The organism is Pseudomonas sp. AD21, from assembly GCF_002878485.1.
In the GTDB taxonomy this organism is placed as follows: Bacteria; Pseudomonadota; Gammaproteobacteria; order Pseudomonadales; family Pseudomonadaceae; genus Aquipseudomonas.
This window is the reverse complement of sequence record NZ_NQYG01000011.1, coordinates 118,482-144,282: the sequence shown is the minus strand read 5'-3', so window position 1 is coordinate 144,282 and position 25,801 is coordinate 118,482. Positions and strand designations below refer to the sequence as shown.

General features: G+C 57.7%; 24 protein-coding genes. 2 read left to right on the top strand and 22 right to left on the bottom strand.

Annotated features, from left to right (window positions below; all coding sequences use genetic code 11):
• Nucleotides 1–153 precede the first annotated feature (153 nt).
• From hutU to rpmH, 22 genes are all read right to left on the bottom strand, one after another.
• A complete protein-coding gene (gene hutU / locus PseAD21_RS09975; protein WP_102355522.1) occupies nucleotides 154–1,842 on the bottom strand; it encodes a urocanate hydratase in 1,689 nt (562 codons plus the stop codon).
• Nucleotides 1,843–2,253: 411 nt separating this feature from the next.
• Nucleotides 2,254–4,086, bottom strand: coding sequence for a glutamine--fructose-6-phosphate transaminase (isomerizing) (gene glmS / locus PseAD21_RS09970; protein WP_102355521.1), 1,833 nt, complete (start codon nucleotides 4,084–4,086; stop codon nucleotides 2,254–2,256).
• Between the two features lie 2 nt (nucleotides 4,087–4,088).
• Nucleotides 4,089–4,865: a DeoR/GlpR family DNA-binding transcription regulator gene (locus tag PseAD21_RS09965; RefSeq protein ID WP_102355520.1), complete on the bottom strand. Its 777-nt coding sequence runs from the start codon at nucleotides 4,863–4,865 to the stop codon at nucleotides 4,089–4,091.
• Nucleotides 4,866–5,095: 230 nt separating this feature from the next.
• A complete protein-coding gene (gene glmU / locus PseAD21_RS09955; protein ID WP_102355519.1) occupies nucleotides 5,096–6,463 on the bottom strand; it encodes a bifunctional UDP-N-acetylglucosamine diphosphorylase/glucosamine-1-phosphate N-acetyltransferase GlmU in 1,368 nt (455 codons plus the stop codon).
• 117 nt (nucleotides 6,464–6,580) lie between these two features.
• Nucleotides 6,581–7,006, bottom strand: a complete 426-nt coding sequence (locus PseAD21_RS09950) for a F0F1 ATP synthase subunit epsilon (RefSeq protein WP_007954164.1) — start codon at nucleotides 7,004–7,006, stop codon at nucleotides 6,581–6,583.
• A gap of 45 nt (nucleotides 7,007–7,051) precedes the next feature.
• A complete protein-coding gene (atpD, locus tag PseAD21_RS09945) occupies nucleotides 7,052–8,431 on the bottom strand; it encodes a F0F1 ATP synthase subunit beta (RefSeq protein WP_016984062.1) in 1,380 nt (459 codons plus the stop codon).
• Nucleotides 8,432–8,458: 27 nt separating this feature from the next.
• Nucleotides 8,459–9,319, bottom strand: a complete 861-nt coding sequence (gene atpG / locus PseAD21_RS09940; RefSeq protein ID WP_008084419.1) for a F0F1 ATP synthase subunit gamma — start codon at nucleotides 9,317–9,319, stop codon at nucleotides 8,459–8,461.
• Between the two features lie 50 nt (nucleotides 9,320–9,369).
• A complete protein-coding gene (gene atpA, locus PseAD21_RS09935; protein WP_016984064.1) occupies nucleotides 9,370–10,914 on the bottom strand; it encodes a F0F1 ATP synthase subunit alpha in 1,545 nt (514 codons plus the stop codon).
• Nucleotides 10,915–10,935: 21 nt separating this feature from the next.
• On the bottom strand, nucleotides 10,936–11,472 hold the full coding sequence (locus PseAD21_RS09930; RefSeq protein ID WP_007911956.1) for a F0F1 ATP synthase subunit delta: 537 nt from the start codon (nucleotides 11,470–11,472) through the stop codon (nucleotides 10,936–10,938).
• Nucleotides 11,473–11,484: 12 nt separating this feature from the next.
• The gene (locus PseAD21_RS09925; protein WP_007954149.1) at nucleotides 11,485–11,955 is read right to left on the bottom strand and encodes a F0F1 ATP synthase subunit B; all 471 of its coding nucleotides are present in this window, start codon (nucleotides 11,953–11,955) and stop codon (nucleotides 11,485–11,487) included.
• 59 nt (nucleotides 11,956–12,014) lie between these two features.
• Nucleotides 12,015–12,272: a F0F1 ATP synthase subunit C gene (atpE, locus tag PseAD21_RS09920; RefSeq protein ID WP_003097235.1), complete on the bottom strand. Its 258-nt coding sequence runs from the start codon at nucleotides 12,270–12,272 to the stop codon at nucleotides 12,015–12,017.
• A gap of 133 nt (nucleotides 12,273–12,405) precedes the next feature.
• A complete protein-coding gene (atpB, locus tag PseAD21_RS09915) occupies nucleotides 12,406–13,275 on the bottom strand; it encodes a F0F1 ATP synthase subunit A (RefSeq protein WP_025112248.1) in 870 nt (289 codons plus the stop codon).
• A 16-nt stretch (nucleotides 13,276–13,291) separates the two neighbouring features.
• The gene (locus tag PseAD21_RS09910) at nucleotides 13,292–13,699 is read right to left on the bottom strand and encodes a F0F1 ATP synthase subunit I (RefSeq protein ID WP_003229783.1); all 408 of its coding nucleotides are present in this window, start codon (nucleotides 13,697–13,699) and stop codon (nucleotides 13,292–13,294) included.
• 148 nt (nucleotides 13,700–13,847) lie between these two features.
• Nucleotides 13,848–14,720, bottom strand: a complete 873-nt coding sequence (locus tag PseAD21_RS09905; protein ID WP_102355518.1) for a ParB/RepB/Spo0J family partition protein — start codon at nucleotides 14,718–14,720, stop codon at nucleotides 13,848–13,850.
• 9 nt (nucleotides 14,721–14,729) lie between these two features.
• Nucleotides 14,730–15,527, bottom strand: coding sequence for a ParA family protein (locus PseAD21_RS09900; protein ID WP_003229787.1), 798 nt, complete (start codon nucleotides 15,525–15,527; stop codon nucleotides 14,730–14,732).
• Between the two features lie 18 nt (nucleotides 15,528–15,545).
• Entirely contained in the window at nucleotides 15,546–16,190 is a 645-nt protein-coding gene (rsmG, locus tag PseAD21_RS09895; protein WP_038359549.1) for a 16S rRNA (guanine(527)-N(7))-methyltransferase RsmG, read from the bottom strand.
• The gene (mnmG, locus tag PseAD21_RS09890) at nucleotides 16,187–18,085 is read right to left on the bottom strand and encodes a tRNA uridine-5-carboxymethylaminomethyl(34) synthesis enzyme MnmG (RefSeq protein ID WP_102355517.1); all 1,899 of its coding nucleotides are present in this window, start codon (nucleotides 18,083–18,085) and stop codon (nucleotides 16,187–16,189) included. The genes rsmG and mnmG overlap by 4 nt, the downstream gene beginning before the upstream one ends.
• Before the next feature lie 551 nt (nucleotides 18,086–18,636).
• Nucleotides 18,637–20,007, bottom strand: a complete 1,371-nt coding sequence (gene mnmE, locus PseAD21_RS09880; RefSeq protein WP_102355516.1) for a tRNA uridine-5-carboxymethylaminomethyl(34) synthesis GTPase MnmE — start codon at nucleotides 20,005–20,007, stop codon at nucleotides 18,637–18,639.
• An 81-nt stretch (nucleotides 20,008–20,088) separates the two neighbouring features.
• Complete coding sequence (gene yidC, locus PseAD21_RS09875) at nucleotides 20,089–21,771, bottom strand: membrane protein insertase YidC (RefSeq protein ID WP_047596981.1); 1,683 nt, start codon at nucleotides 21,769–21,771, stop codon at nucleotides 20,089–20,091.
• 2 nt (nucleotides 21,772–21,773) lie between these two features.
• A complete protein-coding gene (gene yidD, locus PseAD21_RS09870) occupies nucleotides 21,774–22,019 on the bottom strand; it encodes a membrane protein insertion efficiency factor YidD (protein WP_010565858.1) in 246 nt (81 codons plus the stop codon).
• A complete protein-coding gene (rnpA, locus tag PseAD21_RS09865; protein WP_201771622.1) occupies nucleotides 22,012–22,413 on the bottom strand; it encodes a ribonuclease P protein component in 402 nt (133 codons plus the stop codon). The genes yidD and rnpA overlap by 8 nt, the downstream gene beginning before the upstream one ends.
• A gap of 16 nt (nucleotides 22,414–22,429) precedes the next feature.
• A complete protein-coding gene (gene rpmH / locus PseAD21_RS09860) occupies nucleotides 22,430–22,564 on the bottom strand; it encodes a 50S ribosomal protein L34 (protein WP_003213577.1) in 135 nt (44 codons plus the stop codon).
• A gap of 566 nt (nucleotides 22,565–23,130) precedes the next feature.
• Here rpmH and dnaA point away from each other — a divergent pair.
• Both dnaA and dnaN read left to right on the top strand, forming a co-directional pair.
• On the top strand, nucleotides 23,131–24,654 hold the full coding sequence (dnaA, locus tag PseAD21_RS09855) for a chromosomal replication initiator protein DnaA (protein ID WP_102355514.1): 1,524 nt from the start codon (nucleotides 23,131–23,133) through the stop codon (nucleotides 24,652–24,654).
• A 39-nt stretch (nucleotides 24,655–24,693) separates the two neighbouring features.
• Nucleotides 24,694–25,797, top strand: a complete 1,104-nt coding sequence (dnaN, locus tag PseAD21_RS09850; RefSeq protein ID WP_102355513.1) for a DNA polymerase III subunit beta — start codon at nucleotides 24,694–24,696, stop codon at nucleotides 25,795–25,797.
• Nucleotides 25,798–25,801: the final 4 nt, after the last annotated feature.

The window sequence follows — 25,801 nt, the reverse complement described above, 5'->3', positions numbered from 1 at the left end:
TTATTCGAGTTCACTGAGCGTTTTTGTGGCTGCTTTGGGTGGGAGCGGGCTTGCTCGCGAAGGCGTCGGCACATTCGAAACATGTGCTGACTGATCCAACGCATTCGTGAGCAAGCCCACTCCCACCCAAAGCATTCCCCACAGTTTTTGCGTTTATTTACCGGTAATCATTGGCAGGTTCAGGCCCTGCTCCTTGGCGCAGTCGATGGCGATCTGGTAACCGGCATCGGCGTGGCGCATGACGCCGGTAGCCGGGTCGTTGTGCAGTACGCGAGCAATGCGCTCGGCCGCTTCGTCAGTACCGTCGCAGACAATCACCATGCCCGAGTGTTGCGAGAAGCCCATGCCCACGCCACCGCCGTGGTGCAGCGAGACCCAGGTCGCGCCGCTCGCGGTGTTCAGCAGAGCGTTGAGCAGTGGCCAGTCGGACACAGCGTCGGAACCGTCCTGCATCGATTCGGTTTCACGGTTGGGGCTGGCGACCGAGCCGGAGTCGAGGTGGTCGCGACCGATCACGATCGGCGCCGACAATTCGCCACTACGCACCATTTCGTTGAACGCCAGGCCGAGCTTGGCGCGCTGGCCCAGGCCGACCCAGCAGATACGCGCCGGCAGACCCTGGAAGCTGATGCGCTCGCGGGCCATGTCCAGCCAGTTGTGCAGGTGCGCGTCGTCCGGGATCAGCTCTTTGACTTTGGCGTCGGTCTTGTAGATGTCTTGCGGGTCACCCGACAGTGCCGCCCAGCGGAACGGGCCGATGCCACGGCAGAACAGTGGGCGGATGTAGGCCGGTACGAAGCCCGGGAAGTCGAACGCGTTTTCGACGCCTTCTTCCTGCGCCATCTGACGGATGTTGTTGCCGTAGTCGAAGGTCGGAATGCCTTGTTTCTGGAACGCCAGCATGGCGTTGACGTGCACCGCCATCGACTGCTTGGCGGCTTTGATCACGGCGGCCGGTTCGGTCTTGGCGCGGGCGCGGTACTCGTCCCAGGTCCAGCCGGCTGGCAGGTAGCCGTTGAGTGGGTCGTGGGCGCTGGTCTGGTCGGTGACCATGTCCGGGCGCACGCCACGCTTGACCAGTTCCGGGAGGATTTCTGCGGCGTTACCCAGCAGGGCGATGGAGATTGCCTTGCCTTCTTTCGTGTATTTGGCGATGCGTGCCAGGGCGTCGTCGAGGTCTTTGGCTTGCTCATCGACGTAGCGACTTTTCAGGCGGAAATCGATGCTCACCTGTTGGCATTCGATGTTCAGCGAGCAAGCGCCAGCCAGGGTGGCGGCCAGTGGCTGAGCACCGCCCATGCCGCCGAGGCCGGCAGTCAGCACCCACTTGCCAGTGAGGTTGTCGTTGTAGTGTTGGCGACCGGCTTCGACGAAGGTTTCGTAGGTGCCCTGAACGATGCCCTGGCTGCCGATGTAGATCCAGCTGCCAGCGGTCATCTGGCCGTACATGGCCAGGCCTTTGGCGTCGAGTTCGTTGAAGTGCTCCCAACTCGCCCAGTGTGGCACCAGGTTGGAGTTGGCGATCAGCACACGTGGGGCGTTGGCGTGAGTCTTGAACACGCCGACCGGCTTGCCGGATTGCACCAGCAGGGTCTCGTCGTCATTCAGGTTGGTCAGGCTCTCGACGATCTTGTCGTAGCATTCCCAGTTACGCGCGGCGCGACCGATACCACCGTAGACCACCAGTTCTTTCGGGTTCTCGGCGACTTCCGGGTCGAGGTTGTTCATCAGCATGCGCAGCGGCGCTTCGGTCAGCCAGCTCTTGGCGGTCAGCGTGTTGCCGCGGGCAGCGCGGATCTCGACGTCACGATACTTCGTAGGTTTCTGGGTATTGTCAGTCACGAAAAAGACTCCTCAGCGATCAATTCAAACCAACCCTGGTGGTGGGCAAGCGGCTTGTGCGCCTCTTGGCGCGACAAGCGAATCAGTGGACGTAATGCGGCGTTTCTTTCGACTCGTATGCATACGTCTTTACTTGTACATACAAGCATATGCAATCGAGCGGCCAACTTGCCGAGAAGTCCTCCAACAAGAACTGCTGACAGGGCTGGAGAGCGCCAAAATCAAGGGTTCCGGGGTGCTTGAATTTTTACGCTGGGATTTTTTTCGAGAAGTCGAAGACTGTTACATGAGCGTGGCTTTGCGCCGCGCTGGGGTGTTTGGTAACAAACCGTGGGGGGGGAAGCTGCAACCTGGAGTTCCAATGGGTCTCCAGGTTGTGCGCTTTTATTGCGGGTTATCCCTGTGGATAACTTATTCCACCGTCACCGACTTCGCCAGGTTGCGCGGCTGGTCGACGTCGGTGCCCTTGAGCACGGCGACGTAGTACGACAGCAATTGCAGCGGAATGGTGTAGAGGATCGGCGAGAGGATGTCGTGGATGTGCGGCATCTGCACCACGTGGGTGCCTTCGCCGTTGGTCATCCCGGCTTTCTCGTCGGCGAACACGATCAGTTCACCGCCACGGGCGCGGACTTCCTGCAGGTTGGACTTGAGCTTCTCCAGCAGTTCGTTGTTCGGCGCAACGGTCACCACCGGCATGTCGTTATCCACAAGCGCCAACGGACCGTGTTTCAGCTCGCCAGCCGGATAGGCTTCGGCGTGGATGTAAGAGATTTCCTTGAGCTTCAAGGCCCCTTCCATCGCCACCGGGAATTGCGCGCCACGGCCGAGGAACAGGGTGTGGTTCTTCTCGGCGAACAGTTCGGCGATTTTTTCCACCGTGCTGTCCATCGCAAGCGCTTCGCCCAGACGGGTCGGCAGGCGACGCAGTTCTTCCACCAGTGTGGCTTCGACATCTTTACCCAATGTGCCGCGCACCTGACCCAGGGACAGGGTCAGCAGCAACAGACCGACCAGTTGCGTGGTAAAGGCTTTGGTCGACGCCACACCGATTTCGCGGCCGGCCTGGGTCAGCAGGGTCAGGTCGGATTCACGCACCAACGAGCTGATGCCGACGTTGCAGATCGCCAGGCTGGCGAGGAAGCCCAGTTCCTTGGCATTGCGCAGCGCGGCCAGGGTGTCGGCGGTTTCGCCGGACTGGGAGATGGTGACGAACAGCGTGTCCGGTTGCACCACCACCTTGCGGTAGCGGAATTCGCTGGCCACTTCGACCTGGCACGGAATACCGGCCAGTTCTTCGAGCCAGTAACGCGCGACCATGCCGGCGTGGTAGCTGGTGCCGCAGGCGACGATCTGCACGTTGCGCACTTTGGCGAACAGTTCGGCAGCTTGCGGGCCGAATGCCTGGACCAGCACCTGGTTCGGGCTCAGACGACCTTCGAGGGTGCGTTGCACAACGGACGGTTGCTCATGGATTTCCTTGAGCATGTAGTGGCGGAACTCACCTTTGTCGGCGGCCTCGGCGCCATCACTGTATTGCACGGTCTGACGCTCGACGACATTACCGTTCACATCCCAGATCTGCACGCTGTCACGACGGATTTCGGCGATATCGCCTTCTTCCAGGTACATGAAGCGGTCGGTGACCTGACGCAGCGCCAATTGGTCGGACGCGAGGAAGTTCTCGCCCAGACCCAGGCCGATCACCAATGGGCTGCCACTGCGCGCGGCAACCAGACGATCCGGCTGTTGTGCATTGATCACGGCCAGACCGTAGGCACCGTGCAATTCCTTGACGGTCGCCTTGAGCGCAACTGTCAGGTCAGGCTGATCCTTGAGTTTGTGGTTCAGCAGGTGTGCGATGACTTCGGTGTCGGTGTCCGAGGTGAACACGTAACCCAGCGCCTTGAGTTGCTCACGCAGGGCTTCGTGGTTCTCGATGATGCCGTTGTGCACCACGGCAATATCGCCGGAGAAATGCGGGTGCGCGTTACGTTCGCAAGGTGCGCCGTGGGTCGCCCAACGGGTGTGCGCAATACCGAGACGACCCACAAGCGGATGTTCAGCCAGCGCCGCTTCCAGCTCACTGACCTTGCCCGGGCGACGCATGCGCTCGAGCTTTTCGTCGTTGGTGAAAACCGCCACACCGGCACTGTCATAGCCGCGGTATTCAAGGCGCTTCAGGCCTTCGAGCAAGATGGCGGTGATATTACGTTCAGCAACTGCGCCGACAATTCCACACATGCTTATTTCTCCTGACTGACAGCCGCGCAAATCACGGTGATACCGCGGGCCTGAATCTGATCGCGTGCATCGTTGGGCAGGCGATCATCGGTAATTAGGGTATGGACGCTGCTCCATGGCAGCTCCAGGTTGGGAATTTTGCGGCCAATCTTGTCGGCCTCGACCATCACGATGACTTCCCTCGCGACGTCGGCCATCACCCGGCTCAGGCCGAGCAATTCGTTGAACGTGGTGGTCCCGCGCACCAGATCGATGCCGTCGGCGCCGATAAACAACTGGTCGAAGTCGTAAGAGCGTAGTACTTGCTCGGCCACCTGGCCCTGAAAGGACTCCGAATGCGGATCCCAGGTGCCGCCGGTCATCAACAGCACCGGCTCGTGTTCGAGCTCGCTCAAGGAGTTGGCAACATGCAGGGAGTTGGTCATGACCACCAGACCCGGCTGCTGGCCAAGCTCGGGGATCATCGCTGCGGTGGTGCTGCCGCTGTCGATGATGATCCGGGCGTGCTCGCGAATGCGTTTCACCGCCGCGCGGGCAATCGCCTGTTTGTATTTCGAAACGCTTTGGCCGGGTTCAGCCACCAATTCCTGCGGCATAGTGATCGCCCCGCCGTAACGGCGCAGCAACAGGCCATGGCTTTCCAGCGCCGCAAGGTCCTTGCGGATCGTAACTTCCGAGGTTTCGAAGCGCTTGGCCAATTCATCGACACTGACTTCGCCCTGCTCATTGAGCAAGGCGAGAATGTTGTGCCGGCGCTGGGGAGTGTTGCGTTTCGACATGGCGACTTAAGTTTCGATTCGAAAGATAACGGAAGCAATCAAAACCTATCGACCATAAATCGTCAAGCGCGATGCAGAGTTTTTTGAGAACGACACGAACAAAAATGTGGTAGCGGGCTTGCTCGCGAAGGCGTCGTGTCAGTCAACATCAACGTTGAATGCTCTAACGCTTTCGCGAGCAAGCCCGCTCCCACATTGGATTTGCGTGGCTAAGTCAGGCTGTGGATAACTCAGCCCTTTTTGATTTTCACCGGACGCTTCCAGCCATCGATATTCTTCTGCCGCGCCCGACCCACGGCCAACTGCGCGTTATCCACATTTTGCGTGATGGTCGAGCCGGCTGCCGTGGTAGCACCCGAAGAGATATCCACAGGCGCTACCAACGAGTTGTTGGAACCGATGAATACATCTTCACCCAGCACGGTTTTCCACTTGTTGGCGCCATCGTAGTTGCAGGTGATGGTGCCAGCGCCGATGTTGGTGCGCGCACCGATTTCGGCGTCGCCCAGATAAGTCAGGTGTCCAGCTTTGGCACCCTCGCCCATCCGCGCGTTTTTCAGTTCGACGAAGTTACCCACATGTGCGCGCGCTTCAAGCACGGTGCCCGGACGCAGACGGGCGAACGGACCGGCATCGCTGCCCTCACCAAGAATCGCGCCTTCAATGTGGCTGTTGGCCTTGATCACCACACCTTTGCGCAGGGTGCTGTCCTTGATTACGCAGTTCGGACCGATCACCACGTCGTCTTCGATAACGACGTTGCCTTCGAGGATCACGTTGACGTCGATCAGCACGTCGCGACCAACGGTCACTTCGCCGCGCACATCGAAACGCGCCGGGTCACGCAGGGTCACGCCTTGCGCCATCAGTCGGCGACCGGCGCGCAACTGGTAATGACGCTCCAGCTCCGACAGTTGCTTGCGGTCGTTGGCGCCCTGCACTTCCATCGGGTCATGCGGTTGTTCGGTAGCCACCACCAAGCCGTCATTGACCGCCATTTCAATCACGTCGGTCAGGTAGTACTCGCCCTGTGCGTTGTTGTTCGACAGGCGGCTCATCCAGTCGGCCAGATGATTGGCCGGGACGGCGAGGATACCGGTGTTGCCTTCGGTGATTGCGCGCTGGGCTTCGCTGGCGTCCTTGTGCTCGACAATCGCGGCAACCTTGCCGTCGGCGTCGCGCACGATGCGGCCGTAACCGGTCGGGTCTTGCAGCTCAACGGTCAGCAGCCCCATCTGTCCCGGTACGACATGCTTGAGCAGACGTTGCAGGGTTTCGACTTCGATCAGCGGCACGTCACCGTAGAGAATCAAGACCGTGTCGGCGGTGATGAACGGAACAGCCTGGGCGGTGGCATGACCTGTGCCCAGTTGCTTGTCTTGCAATACAAAATTCAGATCATCAGCGGCCAGACGCTCACGCACCACATCGGCACCATGGCCGATGACCACATGGATGCGCTGCGGATCAAGTTGCCGCGCGCTGTGGATAACATGACCAAGCATTGAATTGCCGGCAACCGGGTGCAACACCTTCGGCAGCGCCGAACGCATACGGGTGCCTTGACCGGCCGCGAGAATAACGATTTCGAGAGACATGACTGGCTACCAATCCTGGGTGGTCAGCAACTGCGACCAGGTTGTAAAAATCGGAAAAGAAAAAAGGGTAGCCGAGGCTACCCTTTTTTATCAATCGCACAACAAGTGGCTGACGGATTAACCGCCAAACTTCTTGCGGATCTGCTGGACGGTGCGCAGCTGAGCTGCAGCCTCGGCCAGACGTGCGGACGCAGCTCCGTAGTCGAAATCTGCGCTCTTTTCGTGCAAAGCAGCCTCGGCAGCCTTGAGAGCTGCTTGAGCCTGAGCTTCATCCAGGTCGGCGGCACGTTGCACAGTGTCGGCAAGAACCTTGACCATGTTCGGCTGAACCTCGAGGAAACCACCGGAGATGTAGAACACCTCGGCTTCCCCGCCTTGCTTGATCAGGCGGATCGGACCTGGCTTCAGATTAGTGATCAGCGGCGCGTGACCCAGAGCGATACCAAGATCACCCAGTGCACCGTGCGCAATCACCATCTCGACCAGGCCGGAAAAGATTTCCCCTTCCGCGCTGACGATATCGCAATGGACTGTCATAGCCATCTGATTGCCTCAACCTAAATTAGCGCCCGTTGCCGGGCGCCGGGATTACAGTTTCTTGGCTTTCTCGATCGCTTCTTCGATGCCGCCAACCATGTAGAACGCTTGTTCTGGCAGGTGGTCGTAGTCACCGTTGAGGATGCCTTTGAAGCCAGCAATGGTGTCTTTCAGGGAAACGTATTTACCCGAAGCACCGGTGAAGACTTCAGCCACGAAGAACGGCTGCGACAAGAAGCGCTGGATCTTACGAGCACGGTTTACCAACTGCTTGTCGGCTTCCGACAGCTCGTCCATACCCAGGATCGCGATGATGTCCTTCAGCTCTTTGTAACGTTGCAGAACGTACTGAACGCCGCGAGCGGTGTCGTAGTGGTCCTGGCCAATTACGTTCGGGTCCAGCTGGCGCGAAGTCGAATCCAGTGGATCTACCGCTGGGTAGATACCCAGGGAAGCGATGTCACGGGACAGAACGACGGTGGCGTCCAAGTGGGCGAAGGTGGTCGCTGGCGACGGGTCGGTCAAGTCGTCCGCAGGTACGTATACCGCCTGGATCGATGTGATCGAACCTTCCTTGGTCGAAGTGATACGTTCTTGCAGAACGCCCATCTCTTCAGCCAGGGTCGGCTGGTAACCTACTGCCGAAGGCATACGGCCCAGCAGTGCGGATACTTCAGTACCGGCCAGGGTGTAACGATAGATGTTGTCGACGAACAGCAGAACGTCGTTACCTTCGTCACGGAACTTCTCGGCCATGGTCAGGCCGGTCAGTGCTACGCGCAGACGGTTACCCGGCGGCTCGTTCATCTGACCGTAAACCAGTGCCACTTTGTCCAGAACGTTGGAGTCCTTCATCTCGTGGTAGAAGTCGTTACCCTCACGAGTACGCTCACCCACACCGGCGAACACGGAATAACCGCTGTGCTCGATGGCGATGTTACGGATCAGTTCCATCATGTTTACGGTTTTGCCTACACCGGCACCACCGAACAGACCGACTTTACCGCCTTTGGCAAACGGGCAAACCAGGTCGATAACCTTGATGCCGGTTTCCAGCAGGTCGTTGCCGCCTGCCTGTTCAGCGAACGAAGGCGCTGGACGGTGAATGCCCCAACGCTCTTCGGTGTCGATCGGGCCAGCTTCGTCGATCGGGTTACCGAGGACGTCCATGATCCGGCCCAGGGTCGCTTTACCGACCGGTACGGAGATGGCTGCGCCAGAATCGGTAACTTCCAGACCGCGCTTCAAGCCCTCGGTGGAACCCATCGCAATGGTACGAACCACGCCGTCGCCCAGCTGCTGCTGAACTTCCAGAGTGGTGCCGGCATCGCTTTTAACTTTCAAAGCGTTGTAGATGCTCGGTACGCTGTCGCGTGGAAATTCCACGTCGATAACGGCGCCGATGATTTGAACGATACGTCCGCTACTCATAGCTGGATCCTCTGAATATTTGAACCGTTAAACCGCGGCAGCGCCGCCGACGATTTCCGAGATCTCTTGGGTGATCGCAGCCTGACGCGCCTTGTTGTAGATCAGCTGCAAATCGCTGATCAAATCACCGGCGTTGTCGGTAGCGTTCTTCATCGCGATCATCCGCGCAGCTTGTTCAGCCGCGTTGTTCTCGACCACCGCCTGGTAGACCTGCGACTCAACGTAGCGGACCATCAAGCCGTCAAGCAGCTCTTTGGCATCCGGTTCGTAGAGATAGTCCCAGTGGTGCTTGAGATCCTGATCCGGGGTGGCCACCAGTGGAATCAACTGCTCCACGGTAGGCTGTTGCGTCATGGTGTTGATGAACTTGTTGGACACCACGGACAGGCGGTCAATACGGCCATCCAGGTAGGCATCCAGCATCACCTTGACGCTGCCGATCAGATCATTGATCGACGGCTCTTCACCCAGGTGGCTGATAGCTGCAACGACGTTACCGCCGAAGTTGCGGAAAAAGGCCGCACCCTTGCTACCAACGACACACAGATCAATCTCGACGCCGTTTTCGCGGTTTACCGCCATGTCCTTGACCAGGGCCTTGAACAGGTTGGTATTCAAGCCGCCGCACAGACCACGGTCACTGCTCACAACGACATAACCAACACGCTTGATAGCGCGGTCGATCATGAACGGGTGGCGGTATTCCGGGTTGGCGTTGGCCAGATGCCCAATAACCTGGCGGATACGCTCCGCATAAGGACGGCTAGCAGCCATGCGCATTTGTGCCTTGCGCATTTTGCTGACCGCCACTTTTTCCATGGCGCTGGTAATCTTTTGCGTGCTTTTGATGCTCGCAATCTTACTGCGAATCTCTTTTGCGCCTGCCATGTAACACCTATCAGGTTAGCAAGCGGGAGCCTCGCGGCTCCCGCTGCGGCTTACCAGGTTTGGGTGGCCTTGAACTTCTCGATACCGGCTTTCATGCCAGCGTCGATTTCGTCATTGAAGTCACCTTTAACGTTGATCTTGGCCATCAAATCGGCGTGATCGCGGTTGAAGAAAGCAATCAGCGCTTGTTCGAAGCTGCCGATCTTGGCGATTTCAATGTCAGTCAGGAACCCACGCTCAGCGGCATACAGCGACAGCGCCATGTCAGCGATCGACATCGGTGCGTATTGCTTCTGCTTCATCAGCTCGGTAACGCGCTGACCATGCTCAAGTTGCTTACGGGTCGCTTCGTCCAGGTCAGAAGCGAACTGGGCGAATGCCGCCAGTTCACGGTACTGAGCCAGAGCGGTACGGATACCACCGGACAGCTTCTTGATGATCTTGGTCTGAGCGGCACCACCCACACGGGATACCGAAACACCGGCGTTCACTGCAGGGCGGATGCCCGAGTTGAACATGGCCGATTCCAGGAAGATCTGACCGTCGGTGATGGAAATCACGTTGGTCGGAACGAACGCGGAAACGTCGCCAGCCTGGGTTTCGATGATCGGCAGTGCGGTCAGGGAACCGGTTTTGCCGGTCACTGCGCCGTTGGTGAACTTCTCTACGTACTCTTCCGAAACGCGGGATGCGCGCTCCAGCAGACGGGAGTGGAGATAGAACACGTCGCCTGGGTAAGCTTCACGGCCTGGTGGACGGCGCAGCAGCAGGGAAATCTGGCGGTAAGCCACTGCTTGCTTGGACAGATCGTCATAAACGATCAGCGCGTCTTCACCGCGGTCGCGGAAAAATTCACCCATGGTGCAACCGGAGTACGGTGCCAGGAATTGCAGCGCAGGAGATTCCGAGGCACTGGCAGCCACGATGATCGTGTTGGCCAGGGCGCCGTTTTCTTCCAGCTTGCGAACCACGTTGGCGATGGTCGATTGTTTCTGACCGATTGCTACGTAGACGCAGAAAATGCCGCTGTCTTTCTGGTTGATGATCGCGTCGATCGCCAGAGCGGTTTTACCGATCTGACGGTCACCGATGATCAGCTCACGCTGGCCACGGCCGACAGGGATCATGGCATCGACAGCCTTGTAGCCAGTCTGTACAGGCTGGTCTACCGACTTACGCCAGATCACGCCCGGTGCAACTTTCTCGACCGCGTCGGTCTCGGTGTTGCCCAGTGGACCTTTGCCGTCAACAGGGTTACCCAGTGCGTCGACTACGCGACCCAGCAGTTCCTTACCCACCGGAACTTCGAGGATGCGGCCAGTGCACTTGGCGCTCATGCCTTCAGCCAGAGACTGGTAAGCGCCGAGTACAACGGCACCTACGGAGTCTTGCTCCAGGTTGAGGGCCATACCGTAGACGCCGCCCGGAAACTCGATCATCTCGCCGTACATTACGTCGGCCAGACCGTGAATCCGCACGATGCCGTCAGATACGCTGACGACAGTGCCTTCGTTACGGGCTTGGGAGGTCACATCGAGCTTGTCGATGCGGCCCTTGATAATTTCACTTATTTCGGAAGGATTGAGTTGCTGCATTGCTCTGCTGCCCCTTCAAACTCAAGATTTCAATGCTTCGGCAAGTTTCGCGATTTTGCCGCGAATCGAGCCATCGATAACCAGGTCGCCGGCGCGGATAACGACACCACCTATAAGGGCAGCATCCTCCGCAACTTGCAGGCGCACTTCCCGGTTGAGTCGTGCACTGAGAACCTTGGCGAGTTTGTCTTGCTGTTCTTGGTTCAATGCAAATGCACTGGTCACTTCAACGTCTACCGACTTCTCTTGTTCGGCCTTGTACAGGTCGAAAAGAGCGGCAATCTCCGGCAGAAGCGGGAGACGGTCGTTTTCGGCAACGACATTGATGAAGTTCTGTGCCTTGGCATCAAACTTGTCGCCGCACACGTCAATAAACGTGGCGGCCTTTTCTGCGCTCGTCAGTCGCGGGGCCTTGAGCACGCGCTGCATGGTGTCATCTTGTGACACCGCTGCAGCCAGGCCGAGCATGGCTGACCAATTGGCCAGTTGCTGGTGGGCCTGAGCGTGCTCGAAGGCCGCCTTAGCGTAAGGTCGGGCCAACGTGGTCAGTTCTGCCATGATCGCCCTCGCTTAGATTTCAGCAGCCAGTTGGTTAACCAGCTCTGCGTGCGCGTTTTGATCGATTGTGGCACCCAGGATCTTCTCGGCGCCGCCGACAGCCAGCAAACCCACTTGGGCGCGCAGCTTGTCTTTGACACTGTTCAGTTCCTGTTCGATCTCGGCTTGAGCCTGAACCTTCACACGGTCAGCGTCGACACGGGCCTTTTCAACGGCCTCTTCGACAATCTGGTTACCGCGTTTCTTGGCTTGCTCGATGATTTCAGCTGCCTGAGCTTTCGCTTCGCGCAGTTGCTGACCCGCTTTCTCTTGGGCCAACTCCAGGTCGCGAGCTGCACGGCTGGCAGCGTCCAGACCATCAGCGATCTTCTTTTGACGTTCGTGCAGAGCAGCGATGACCGGAGGCCATACGAACTTCATGCAGAACAGTACAAAAATCAGGAACGCAACGGACTGGCCAATCAGGGTCGCATTAATGTTCACGCCAACACCTCGCAGTTACGTTGTCCATCACATCAAATTACTCGGAAGAATCCGGGTAATTAGCCAGCGATCTGACCAACGAACGGGTTCGCAAAGGTGAAGAACAGAGCGATACCAACACCGATCATGGTTACGGCGTCGAGCAGACCGGCAACGATGAACATTTTAACTTGCAGCATTGGAACCATTTCTGGCTGACGCGCTGCGCCTTCCAGGAACTTGCCGCCCAGCAGGCCGAAACCAATTGCGGTACCCAGTGCGCCCAGGCCGATCAACAGTGCAACAGCGATAGCGGTTAGACCAACTACAGTTTCCATCTTTCCTCCCGACTTTTACGTCGTATGGTTTAGGTTTTTTAGATTAAAGCGGTAAAACAAATCGTTTCAGAGGCCCGGTTAAGAGCCCCCTCCCGTTTAACCGGGAGGGACATCAGACTAGTCGAGACTGGTCTTAATGGTTTTCTTCGTGCGCCATCGACAGGTAGACGATGGTCAGCATCATGAAGATGAACGCCTGCAGGGTGATGATCAGGATGTGGAACACCGCCCACGCCCACTGCAGAACAACGCCCAGGCCGCTCAGCCAGAGCAGGCCGCTGCCGAACATCACAGCGATCAGAATGAACACCAGCTCGCCGGCATACATGTTGCCGAACAGACGCAGAGCCAGGGAGATCGGCTTGGCGATCAGGGTCACGAATTCCAGCAGGAAGTTCACCGGGATCAGCAGGGCTTGTACGAAGATGTTCTTGCTGCCGAACGGGTGCAGGGTCAGTTCGCCGATGAAGCCGCCGAGGCCCTTGACCTTGATGCTATAGAAAATGATCAGTGCGAAAACCGAGAACGCCATGCCCAGGGTCGCGTTCGGGTCGGTAGTCGACACGGCACGGAACGGGATGTGGTGGTCGCCGGTGATCAGGATGGCCAGCTGAGGAATCCAGTCGACCGGTACCAGGTCGACGGCGTTCATCAGGAACACCCAGACGAAGATGGTCAGTGCCAGCGGTGCAATCACCGGGCTACGGCCATGGAAGCTGTCTTTCACGCTGCCATCGACGAATTCGACCAATACTTCAACGAAGTTCTGCAGGGCACCCGGTTGACCGGAAGTCGCCTTCTTTGCCGCCATGCGGAAAAGGAAAACGAAAATCAGGCCCAGTGCGACCGACCAGCCGAGGGTATCGACGTGGAAAGCCCAGAAGCCCATTTCTTTGGCTTCTGCTGCGGAATGGGCAAAGCCCCAGCCGCCGTTAGGTAGCTGACCGAAGGTCAGGTTCTGCAAGTGGTGCTGGATATAGCCCGAAGCGGTTGTTTCTGCCATGGTTGCCTCAAACGCCCTAAGGTCTCGAAAGTCTTGTTCTCATCAGCAGGGGAGCGAACCAGCTGACCGACTGAGTCAGCACGAAAGCGCCGAATACTGCGATCGGCGCCAATGGCTTCACACCTGCAAACACCAGTGCAAACAGCACTGCCGTCAAAATCAGTTTGCCTGCCTCGCCGGCATAAAATGACCGGACGATGGACTGGGCTGCTCGGGCGCCGGAAAACCGAAATGCCTTGTGAGCGAAATAAACATTGGGCAGCAAGGCTATCAGGCCTCCGCAAAGTCCCGAGTATCCGGCAACGACTCCATGCCATTGCCAGAGCGCCAAAGCAGCAATGAGCAAAATGACAAATTGAGCCATCAACACCGGAAAAACCGCCAGGCGATGGAACGGCAGGCGGTTTGGCTTGCGGGTTTCCATCACGATTGCTCTCCAATGGTCGGCTGCCGAAATTCAATAACTTGGCATAATTTGTGCCGACAAAATGCGCGCAGAGTATAGGGGCGGTTCTGCCCCTATTCAACTGTCAGGTAGTGATTTCCGACTGCGCGCTACATGAGGAAATGTTTCAGCGGATGTGCGCGAGCACACCTTGAAGCTCATCGAGGGAGTTGTAACCGATGACCAACTGACCCTTTCCCTTCTTGCCGTGGCGAATCTGCACCGCAGAGCCTAGGCGCTCGGCCAGACGCTGTTCGAGACGAGCGATGTCCGGGTCGGGTTTGGCCGCTTCCACAGGCTCCGGTTTGCCACTCAACCACTGGCGAACCAGTGCTTCAGTCTGGCGCACGGTCAGGCCGCGTGCGACAACATGTCGCGCCCCTTCCACCTGCTGATTGTCCGGCAAGCCGAGCAAAGCACGGGCATGACCCATTTCCAGGTCGCCATGGGACAGCATGGTCTTGATGACTTCAGGCAGTGCAATGAGCCGTAACAGGTTAGCCACAGTGACGCGGGACTTACCCACAGCCTCGGCAACCTGTTGCTGAGTGAGCTGAAATTCCTGCTGCAGACGCTGCAGGGCGACCGCTTCTTCGATCGGGTTCAGGTCTTCACGCTGGATGTTCTCGATCAGCGCAATGGCGATCGCGGTTTCATCCGGTACATCGCGGACCATGGCCGGAATGGTTTCCTGCCCGGCCTGCTGACTCGCGCGCCAGCGGCGTTCACCGGCAATGATCTCAAAACGGCCACCGCCAATCGGGCGAACCACAATCGGCTGCATCACGCCTTGTGCCTTGATCGACTGCGCCAGCTCTTCGAGCGCCTGCGGGTCCATGTCGCGACGTGGCTGGTATTTGCCACGCTGCAGCAGGTCCAGCGGCAGGGGTTGCAGTTCACGGGTATCCGCCTGCGCGGCCTGTTCTTCCAGTGCGCTGACAGTCGGACCACTCAGCAGTGCATCCAGTCCACGTCCGAGACCTCGTTTCTTGACGGCCATGGGGATTCCTTAAGTTGGCTGAGCAGCGGCGATGCGTGAATTTTTGCGCTGACGGCGAACCATCTCGCCCGCCAGGGCCAGGTAGGCCAGCGCGCCGCGCGATTGCTTGTCGTAGGCCAGTGCCGGCATCCCGTAGCTCGGCGCTTCGGCCAGGCGGATGTTGCGCGGGATCACTGTGTCGTAGAGCTGCTCGCCGAAGTGCTCCTTGAGCTGCGCCGAAACATCGTTCATCAGACTCAGGCGCGGGTCGTACATGGTGCGCAGCAAACCTTCGACCTTCAGGTTCGGGTTCAGCAGTTCAGCGATGCGCTTGATGTTATCCACAAGGTCGCTCAAGCCTTCGAGCGCAAAGTATTCGCACTGCATGGGGATAATCACCCCGTCAGCGGCGACCAGTGCGTTGAGCGTGAGCATCGACAGCGACGGCGGGCAGTCGATCAGAATGTAATCGTAGTTCTCACGGATCGGCGCCAGCGCGCTGCGCAGACGGCTTTCCTTCATCTGCATTTCCAGCAGGACCACTTCGGCTGCGGTCAGGTCGCGGTTGGCCGGCAGCAGTTGATAACCGCCGTGCTCGGAGTAGTGCATGGCCTGGGCCAGATCGCATTCGCCGATCAGCAGGTCGTAAACCGAGTTTTCCAGGCCGTGTTTATCCACACCGCTACCCATGGTGGCGTTGCCCTGTGGATCGAGATCGATCAACAGCACCCGGCGCTTGGTCGCGACCAGGGATGCTGCGAGGTTGATGCAGGTGGTGGTCTTGCCCACACCACCTTTCTGGTTCGCTATCGCGAATACCTTAGCCATTCTTGCTTGTGTTCCCAATCATGCCGTGCGGCGCAGTATCAGCAGATGGCGTTGGCCTTGGCAACCGGGTACGGCCAGGGCGTGTTCGCTATCGAGTTTGAAGTCTGCCGGCAATGCTACCAGCTCATCGGCCGGATGAACGCCCTTCATTGCCAGCCAGCGCGTATCGGCATCGCCGAGATGGCGAGTCCAGTTGGTGAAGTTCTCCATGCTGCTGAACGCCCGGGAAATGATCCCGTTGAACGGCTGTGCAGGCTGGAAAGCTTCGACGCGACTGTGGATAACTTGCAGGTTATCCAGTTTGAGTTCGAGTTTGACCTGGGTCAGGAAGCGGGTTTTCTTGCCGTTGCTGTCCAGACAGGTCACTTGCGAGTCCGGGTACAGGATCGCCAACGGGATCCCCGGCATACCGCCGCCGCTGCCGACGTCGAGCCAGCGGCCGTTTTCGATGAACGACATCACGCTCAGACTGTCGAGCAAGTGCCGCGAAACCATTTCGTCCGGATCACGCACAGCAGTCAGGTTGTAGGCCTGGTTCCATTTGATCAACAGGGCCAGGTAACCCAGCAGCAATTCGTGCTGGGCTTCAGTGAGATTGACACCGAGCTCGCGGGCTCCTGTGGATAACTCTTCGGCGTGTTGCGAAGTGACCTTAGAACTCAAGCGCTTTGCTCCAACTGACGGCCCGCGCCGCGTTTTTTCAAATGAATCATCAACAGCGAAATCGCTGCCGGGGTCACACCCGGGATCCGCGAAGCCTGGCCCAGCGTCTCCGGACGCGTCGCACCGAGCTTGCTCTGGATCTCCTTGGAGAGACCGGAAATGTTGGTGTAATCGATGTCCACAGGCAGTTTCGTGTCTTCACTGGCGCGCAGACGGGCGATTTCGTCCTGTTGACGGTCGATGTAACCGGCGTATTTGGTCTTGATTTCAACCTGCTCGGCGACCTGTGGATCTTCGGCGCCGTTGCCGGTCACTTCAACCAGACCAGCGTAGTCGATTTCCGGACGACTCAAGAGGTTGAGCAAGTTGTATTCGTGGGTCAGTGGCGTGCCGAATTTTTCGGCAATCGCATCGCCCTGCTGAGTATTTGGACGAACCCAAGTGCTTTTCAGGCGCTGCTCTTCCAGTTCGATGCTTTCGCGTTTCTTGCAGAACGCCGCCCAACGCGTGTCATCGACCAGGCCGAGCTCACGACCTTTTTCGGTCAGACGCAGGTCGGCGTTGTCCTCACGCAGGATCAGGCGGTACTCGGCACGGGAAGTGAACATGCGGTACGGCTCTTGGGTACCGAGGGTGATCAGATCATCGACCAACACGCCGATGTACGCTTCATCGCGACGCGGACACCAGGCATCTTTGCCCTTGGCGCGCAATGCAGCGTTGGCGCCAGCGAGCAAACCTTGGGCGCCAGCTTCTTCGTAACCGGTGGTGCCGTTGATCTGGCCGGCGAAAAACAAACCGCCAATCGCTTTGGTTTCCAGGCTGTACTTCAGGTCACGCGGATCGAAGTAGTCGTACTCGATCGCATAACCCGGACGCACGATGTGCGCATTCTCCATGCCACGGATCGATTGCACGATCTGCAATTGCACGTCGAACGGCAAGCTTGTGGATATCCCGTTCGGGTACAGCTCATGGGTGGTCAGACCTTCCGGTTCGATGAACACCTGATGGCTTTCCTTGTCGGCAAAGCGGTGGATCTTGTCTTCGATCGACGGGCAGTAACGCGGACCGATGCCCTCGATTTCGCCGGCGGCGGAGTACATCGGCGAACGATCGAGGTTCGCGGCAATGATTTCGTGAGTGCGGGCGTTGGTGTGGGTGATCCAGCAACTGACCTGCCGTGGATGCTGCTCTTTGTTACCCATGAACGACATCACCGGGATCGGCGTATCGCCTGGTTGCTCGGTCATCACCGAGAAATCCACAGACTTGCCGTCGATACGCGGCGGCGTACCGGTTTTCAGGCGACCGACACGCAGTGGCAATTCACGCAGGCGGTGAGCCAGTGCGATCGACGGTGGATCGCCGGCGCGACCGCCGGAAAAATTCTGCAAACCGATGTGGATAAGTCCGCCAAGGAACGTACCGGTAGTCAACACCACGGAATCAGCGAAGAACCGCAGGCCCATTTGCGTGACAACACCGCGCACTTGTTCCTGCTCAACGATCAGGTCATCAGCGGCTTGTTGAAATATCCACAGGTTCGGCTGGTTTTCCAGAATTTCGCGAACAGCGGCCTTGTACAGAATCCGGTCGGCTTGTGCACGAGTGGCACGCACGGCCGGGCCTTTGCGGCTGTTCAACACGCGAAACTGGATGCCGCCCAAATCGGTCGCCATGGCCATCGCGCCGCCGAGGGCGTCGATTTCCTTGACCAGATGGCTTTTGCCAATGCCACCGATGGCCGGGTTGCAACTCATGGCACCGAGGGTTTCCACGTTATGCGTCAGCAACAGGGTTTTTGCCCCCATACGTGCTGAGGCCAGTGCTGCCTCGGTACCGGCATGACCGCCGCCGATGACGATCACTTCAAAACGGGAAGGGAAATCCACCACGCACCTCGTGCCTGCTTAAGTAGGTAATTCAGGAATAGTTTGAGATCAGGTTTCTGGACCTGGTCGACAAGTATAGGGACTTCGCCCTTCCTAAAGAACCCTTTGCACAAAATTTAACCAGCTGTGGAGAACTCAAGGTTAAAAGAATAAAAAAGAGAGAAATTTATAAAACCTTTGTTTTTATGTTTATTTTTACTGACCGACATTTCTGTGGATAGATCTCTACAGGCCTTATTATTCAATATGTACAGCGTTTCAAAACCCTGTGACCAGGTGCCAATGAGGCCCTTGGATAACCGGTTTAAGCCTGTGGATGAATGGGGTGGTTATCCACAGGGGCAGTTATATCCAGTTTTGAAGCCCTGTTATCAACTGACCTCATTGGCAGTTATTCACAGGGCTTAATCCACAGAAAATGGCTGAATGGGGATGATGCGGGCACGAAAAATCCGCTCAGGGAGAGGGGATCTGCCCAGCACTGAAGGAAGGTGTGGAGAAAGAGAGGAGCAGACAGGCCGCGAACGGGCCTGTCTGTGTACAGCAGAAGACTATTTACCGATGCAGAAGCTGGAAAAGATCCGGCCGAGCAGGTCATCGGAACTGAATGCTCCGGTGATTTCCCCCAGGGACTGCTGCGCCTGACGCAAATCTTCAGCCAGCAGTTCACCTGCGCCTGCCAATGTCAGCTGCGCGCGCCCGTGTTCCAGCGCGGCACTGGCATGCCGCAGGGCCTCAAGATGCCGACGGCGGGCACTGAAGCTGCTTTCCGAGGTTTGTTCATAGCCCATGCAGGCCTTGAGGTGTTCACGCAGCAATTCCAGACCGTCACCGGCCGATTTGGCGCTCAGGCTGATGGTGACATGGCCATCCTCGCTGACTTCCAGGGCAATCGCTTCCCCGGTGAGGTCAGCCTTGTTGCGGATCAAGGTGACTTTGGCTGGATCCGGTCGGGTTTCGAGGAATTCCGGCCATAGCGCAAACGGATCTGCTGCTTCCGGAGCGGTCGCATCGACGACTAAGAGCACGCGATCCGCTTCAGTGATGGCTTTTAACGCGCGCTCAACGCCGATTTTTTCCACCTGATCGTCGGTATCGCGCAGACCAGCGGTATCCACTACGTGCAACGGCATGCCATCAATGTGGATATGTTCACGCAGGATGTCTCGCGTAGTACCTGCAATCTCAGTCACGATCGCTGCTTCGCGTCCGGCCAGGGCATTCAACAAGCTGGACTTGCCAGCATTCGGACGACCGGCTATCACCACGGTCATACCATCACGCAACAAGGCACCCTGCCCGGCTTCGCGAAGCACTGTGGACAGTTCATCGCGGACCTTGTCGAGCATGCTCAGCACATGGCCATCGGCAAGAAAGTCGATTTCCTCTTCCGGAAAGTCGATGGCGGCTTCGACGTAGATGCGCAGCGCGATCAATTGTTCGGTGAGGTTATGCACACGCAGGGAAAACGCACCTTGCAAGGAACGCAGGGCATTGCGTGCAGCCTGTGCAGAACTGGCTTCGATCAGATCGGCGATCGCCTCGGCCTGGGCCAGGTCGAGCTTGTCGTTGAGGAACGCACGTTCGCTGAATTCGCCCGGCCGCGCCAAGCGGCAGCCCAGTTCCAGACAACGTTTGAGCAGCATGTCCAGAACGATCGGGCCGCCGTGGCCCTGCAGTTCCAGTACGTCTTCGCCGGTGAACGAGTTCGGCCCAGGGAAATACAGGGCCAGGCCTTCGTCCAGCACCTGCTGATCATCACTGAAAAACGGACCGTAATGAGCGTATCGCGGTTTCAGTTCGCGGCCGCTGATGGCTTTGGCCGCAACACTGGCCAACGGCCCGGAAATACGGACGATGCCGACACCACCGCGACCTTGAGCGGTAGCGACGGCGGCGATGGTTTCACGAGGTGCGCTCATAAAACGGTATCCAGACAAAAGTGACAGATAGCAAAACGCCCCACTAGGGGGCGTTTTGAGTGGTGTTATCCACAGAGTAAGTTACGCCTCGGCTTTTTTCGTCGCCGCTTCGATCTTACGCGTGATGTACCACTGTTGGGCAATCGACAGGCAGTTGTTCACAACCCAGTACAGCACCAGACCCGCAGGGAACCACAGGAAGAAGAAGGTGAAGATGATTGGCATCATTTTCATGACCTTCGCCTGCATCGGATCCGGCGGAGTCGGGTTCAGACGCTGCTGGATGAACATGGTTGCGCCCATGATGATCGGCAGGATGAAGAACGGATCCTTGATCGACAGGTCGGTGATCCACAGCATGAATGGCGCCTGGCGCATTTCCACACTTTCCAGCAGAACCCAGTACAGCGAAAGGAAAACCGGCATCTGCACGAGGATCGGCAAGCAACCGCCCAGCGGATTGATCTTCTCTTTCTTGTACAGCTCCATCATGGCCTGCGACATTTTCTGCCGGTCATCGCCATGTTGCTCTTTCAATGCAGCCAGTTTCGGAGCAACGGCACGCATGCGCGCCATGGATTTGTAGCTGGCAGCCGACAACGGGAAGAAGATCCCTTTGATCAGCATGGTCAGGAAGATGATCGACCAGCCCCAGTTACCGACAATCGCGTGGATGTGTTGCAGCAACCAGAAGATCGGTTGAGCGATGAACCACAGAATGCCGTAGTCGACCGTCAGTTCCAGACCTGGGGACAACTCTTTCAGCACTGCCTGGCTTTTCGGGCCGGCGTACAGAATGGCGCTGGTTTCAACTTTTGCACCCGGTGCAGCGGTCAACGAAGGACCGGTGTAACCGATGATGTAGTTGCCTTTGCTGTCTTTACGCGTCTGAACGATGTTGTTTTCGCCTTTCGGCGCAACCCACGCAGTCACGAAGTAGTGTTGCAGCCAGGCTACCCAGCCACCGGTGACGGTTTCCTTGAGCTGACCTTTGTCCATGTCTTTCATGGACACTTTCTTGTACGGCTCGGAACTTGTCCACAGGGCGGCGCCCAGGTAAGTCGCGGTACCGGTAGCAGTGGTCGACGAAGGGTCGGCACTGGCGTCGCGCTTCAACTGAGCGAACATCGAACCGGACCAGGGCTGAGCGCTCTGGTTATCCACAAGGTAGGTCACGGTCACGTCATACAGGCCGCGTTTCAGGGTGAAACGCTTGATGTAGTTGACGCCGTCCTTGCTGAACTTCAGGTCGACGACCAGTTGGTCCTGACCGTCAGCCAGTTGATAACTTTTCTTCTCCGAGGCGTAAACCGGACGACCGGCCGGGCTAGCGTCCGGACCGTTGGTGCCGATCAGGCCGCTTTGTGCCAGATAAGTACGCTCGCCGCCGTTGTCGAACAGCTGGAACGGAACATCCGGACGGTCCTGACGACGTGGATACAGTGGCAAGGTCAGTTGCGCAACGTCACCGCCCTGTGGATCGATCGCGAGATCGAGCACGTCGGTTTTGACCTGGATCAGATCCTTGCTGGCAGCGACCGGAGTTTCCACAGGTGCGCTGGTATCGCTTGCGGCACGCGGAATATCGTCACTGGCGGAAGCGTTATTGCCAGGAACGGTGTCCGGCAAACCGGATGCAGTCGTACTGGAAGCAACATTCTGAGTCGGCAGGGCAGCCTGGCCATAGTCCTGGTTCCATTTAAGAACCATAACGTAGGACACGATTGCCAGGGCGACGATCAGGATCGTGCGTTTGATATCCATGATTACTCGGCCATCGAAGAAGAACGGGAGGTAGGGATAGGTGGAACCGGGTCATAACCACCGGGATTCCACGGATGACAGCGACCTAAACGACGAAAGGTCAGCCAGCCACCGCGCAGAAGGCCATGATTTTCGATGGCTTCTAACGCGTAGCAGGAACAACTGGGGTAGAAACGACAGTGATCAGCCATCAGGGGACTAATGGCATAGCGATAAAACTGGATCGGAACGAGGGCCAGTTTACGCATCTGGACTGTCTACCCCTACAGTTTCGGCTTTGACTGCTGGAACTGGCTTGTTACGGGCCAGCCGCTTCCAGAGTTTGCCGAAATGCTGAATCAATTCGGGGTTTTCTACATCGCCCAAACCTTTGCGCGCGACGATAACGATGTCCCAGCCGACCAGTGAATCCTGGTGCAGGCGAAACGATTCGCGCATAAGACGTTTGAGACGATTGCGCTCGACGGAGAGCTTTACGCTCTTTTTCCCGATAACCAGCCCGAGACGGGGGTGATCAAGATCGTTGTTGCGCGCAAGGAGCAGGAGATTTTTCCCCGGAACCTTGCCGGTAGGGGAGTCAAAGACTGCCTTGAAATGCCGGGGGGTAAGCAGACGCTTTTCCCGACTGAAGTCCTGACTCACCTCCAGTACCGGATTATCAAACTGCCAGACGCGCACGACCTTTGGCGCGACGACGCGACAGGACTGCGCGGCCGTTCTTGGTAGCCATGCGAGCACGGAAACCGTGGGTACGAGCGCGTTTGATAGTGCTTGGTTGGAAAGTACGTTTCATGTCGTGTTACCTGGTTCGTCCACAACGGGCCGGAATGGCCCCCGTTTTAAGAGACCGGGGATTCTAGAGAAAGCAAGCCTTCAGGTCAATTTCCAACCAGCGTTTCCTTATAAATAGATCTCTGGAGCTTCCTGAACCGAAATCCGGTTTGCCAGATATAAAAATAAAGAAGGGAATTATTTAAAGCTTTTCTGTAAAGCTTGTAAAAGCTAGGGCGGCCATCTTCTGTGGATAACCATATCCAGCCCTTGTACAACGTGATGTACAGAGAATGACAACTACAGTGGAAAACCGTGGTCAGCCTGTGCTGCGCTATCGGATAACCTGTGTGTGGAAACGTCAGTTATCCACAGCCTGGTTATCCACCGAGTTCTACCCCCAGTTGTCCAGTGCCCTCAGAGGCGGTTATCCACAGAGCTTATTCACACACCGTTGGTCGCCTTTTTGCTGGTTAACGCATTGATTAATCATGTTCACCACACAACCTGCATGTGGATAAGTGGACCGCTCGCCGTTACAATGGTCGCTTGTTTTTGCCTCACCGGCTTTCAACTTAGGGGATATCCGTGTCAGTGGAACTTTGGCAGCAGTGCGTGGAGCTTTTGCGCGAGGAGCTGCCTGCCCAACAATTCAACACTTGGATCCGTCCACTACAGGTCGAAGCCGAAGGCGACGAGTTGCGCGTCTACGCACCGAACCGTTTTGTGCTGGACTGGGTCAACGAAAAGTACCTGGGGCGCGTCCTTGAACTGCTGGATGAGCACGGCAACGGCATGGCGCCTGCGCTTTCCTTATTAATAGGCAGTAAACGCAGTTCGGCACCGCGTGCCGCGCCGAATGCGCCGTTGGCTGCTGCGCAAGCGTCCCTGGCTCAAGCCAATGCCGCGCCGGTCAGTGCTCCAGCACCGGCCCCGACGGCTGCACCGACCAAACGCTCGACGCAGAAAACCGAGGAAGTCAGTGAAGAGCCGTCCCGCGACAGCTTTGATCCGATGGCTGGTGCGGCCTCGCAACAGGCCCCGGTTCGCGCCGAACAGCGCAATGTTCAGGTTGAAGGTGCGCTCAAGCACACCAGTTACCTGAACCGCACTTTCACCTTCGAGAACTTCGTTGAAGGCAAGTCCAACCAGCTCGCCCGTGCGGCGGCCTGGCAGGTGGCTGACAATCCCAAGCATGGCTACAACCCGCTGTTCCTTTATGGCGGCGTCGGCCTGGGTAAAACCCACTTGATGCACGCTGTGGGTAACCACCTGTTAAAGAAGAATCCGAATGCCAAGGTCGTGTACCTGCATTCCGAGCGTTTCGTGGCCGACATGGTCAAGGCGCTGCAACTGAACGCGATCAACGAGTTCAAGCGTTTCTACCGTTCGGTGGATGCCCTGCTGATCGACGACATTCAGTTCTTCGCCCGTAAAGAGCGTTCGCAGGAAGAGTTTTTCCACACCTTCAATGCCCTGCTTGAAGGTGGCCAGCAGGTCATTCTCACCAGTGACCGCTACCCGAAAGAAATCGAAGGCCTTGAAGAGCGCCTCAAATCCCGCTTCGGCTGGGGCCTGACGGTTGCCGTCGAGCCGCCGGAACTGGAAACCCGCGTGGCGATCTTGATGAAGAAGGCCGACCAGGCCAAAGTCGACTTGCCGCATGACGCCGCGTTCTTCATTGCCCAACGCATTCGCTCCAACGTCCGTGAGCTGGAAGGCGCGCTGAAACGCGTGATCGCCCACTCGCACTTCATGGGCCGCGACATCACCATCGAGTTGATTCGCGAATCCCTGAAAGACCTGTTGGCGTTGCAGGACAAACTGGTCTCTGTGGATAACATTCAGCGCACCGTCGCCGAGTACTACAAGATCAAGATCTCGGATCTGCTGTCCAAGCGCCGTTCGCGCTCGGTCGCACGTCCACGTCAGGTAGCCATGGCGTTGTCCAAGGAACTGACCAACCACAGCCTGCCGGAAATCGGCGATGTGTTTGGCGGTCGCGACCACACGACGGTGTTGCACGCCTGCCGCAAGATCAACGAACTTAAGGAATCCGACGCGGACATCCGCGAGGACTACAAGAACCTGCTGCGTACACTGACCACTTGATGAACACCAGCGCAGCTTATTAAGGCAAGGGACTAGACCATGCATTTCACCATTCAACGCGAAGCCCTGTTGAAACCCCTGCAACTGGTCGCAGGCGTCGTTGAGCGCCGACAGACCTTGCCGGTACTCTCCAACGTGCTGTTGGTCGTCGATGGCCAGCAACTGTCGCTGACCGGTACCGACCTGGAAGTCGAGCTGGTCGGTCGCGTGCAACTCGAAGAGCCGGCCGAAACAGGTTCCATCACCGTGCCTGCGCGCAAGTTGATGGACATCTGCAAGAGCCTGCCCAACGATGCGCTGATCGACATCAAGGTCGACGAGCAGAAACTGGTCGTGAAGGCGGGCCGTAGCCGCTTCACCCTGTCGACCCTGCCGGCCAACGATTTCCCGACGGTGGAAGAAGGCCCGGGGTCGCTGACCTGTAGCCTGGAGCAAAGCAAACTGCGTCGTCTGATCGAACGCACCAGCTTCGCCATGGCCCAGCAGGACGTGCGTTATTACCTCAACGGTATGCTGCTGGAAGTGTCTGAAGGCATCATCCGCGCTGTGGCCACCGACGGTCACCGTCTGGCCATGTGCTCGATGAAAGCCGATATCGGTCAGCCGGATCGCCATCAGGTGATCGTGCCGCGTAAAGGTATTCTCGAACTGGCGCGTCTGCTCACCGAGCCGGACGGCAACGTCAGCATCGTCCTCGGTCAGCACCACATTCGCGCCACCACCGGTGAATTCACCTTCACCTCGAAACTGGTCGACGGCAAATTCCCGGACTACGAGCGCGTTCTGCCAAAAGGTGGTGACAAGCTGGTACTGGGCGATCGTCAGGCACTGCGTGAAGCCTTCAGCCGTACCGCGATTCTGTCCAACGAAAAATACCGTGGTATCCGTCTGCAACTGGCCAGCGGCCAGTTGAAGATCCAGGCCAACAACCCGGAACAGGAAGAAGCGGAAGAAGAAGTGGGCGTTGAATACAACGGCGGCTCGCTGGAAATCGGCTTCAACGTTAGCTACTTGCTCGACGTGCTGGGCGTGATGACCACCGAGCAGGTTCGCCTGATCCTGTCCGACTCCAACAGCAGTGCGCTGGTGCAAGAGTCCGACAATGACGACTCGGCTTACGTTGTCATGCCGATGCGTCTGTAATCAG